The sequence below is a fragment of the Pseudomonas sp. 32_A genome, from assembly GCF_017490905.1.
Classification (GTDB): domain Bacteria; phylum Pseudomonadota; class Gammaproteobacteria; order Pseudomonadales; family Pseudomonadaceae; genus Aquipseudomonas; species Aquipseudomonas inefficax.
The window spans coordinates 1-767 of record NZ_JAFGYI010000106.1 but is presented as its reverse complement, the minus strand read 5'-3'; the positions used below and the strand labels follow the sequence as shown (position 1 = coordinate 767).

1 protein-coding gene is annotated in these 767 nt (G+C 63.6%); it reads left to right on the top strand.

Going from position 1 to position 767, the window contains the following annotated elements:
* On the top strand, positions 1–767 hold a 767-nt coding region (locus J5M58_RS25795), incomplete at both ends, for a T6SS effector BTH_I2691 family protein (RefSeq protein WP_306795246.1).

Below are 767 nucleotides of genomic sequence, written 5' to 3'. Positions count from 1 at the left end.
ATGACCATCAGCCAACGTATTGCCATTGCAGTCGCCGAAGCCGCGCTGCCGCACGACCAGTGCATGTCCTGCGAGCGCCAGGGCCTGCCGATCCTGCCGCTGCGTCGCGCCCTGGTGCCGGATACCCGCCCCGAGTGTGTCTCCACCGTCGCGGATAACCGGCATATCTCGACGAAGATAGGTGTGCGCACCTTGCGCATGGGCTACCTGTATGTGCTGCTCGACCAGCAGGTCTGGCATGCCTATGCCGTCAGCGAGCAGGGTCACCTGCGCCGCTTCAACCCTTACGAGCCGCCAGACGGCCCGCCATCGCCGCTGCCCGAAAAATGCGTGAACGCAGACCACGACATTCCTTCGGCCTTTCTCAACATCGATACCAGCAGGTACACCAGTGCCTGGCTGGCCTTCTCCAGCGATCCTTGGCCGGTCAGTGTGCTGAACGCCTACAAGAGCGGCGCATCGCCTGCGCATCGCTTCGAGGGCCTGGACCTGATCCAGGCGCGCAGCAATCCCGAGCTGCTGGGCATTGCCATGACGCCCGATAAGCTTGGGGTCGACCAGCAGGTATTCGAGTACGCCCAGCATGGCTGCGCCCCCTTCGACAGTGCGCATGGTTTCCACAGCCGCTGGCTGCGCCGGTTCGCCCTGCGCGGCTATCTGGTCAATGCGATCAACCGGCACCAGCTGGAAAACGGCGTGCTGGCAGTGGTGCTCGACGACACCGTCGGGCTGATTCAGGAGTACAACCATCAGCGGCTGAACTGGGT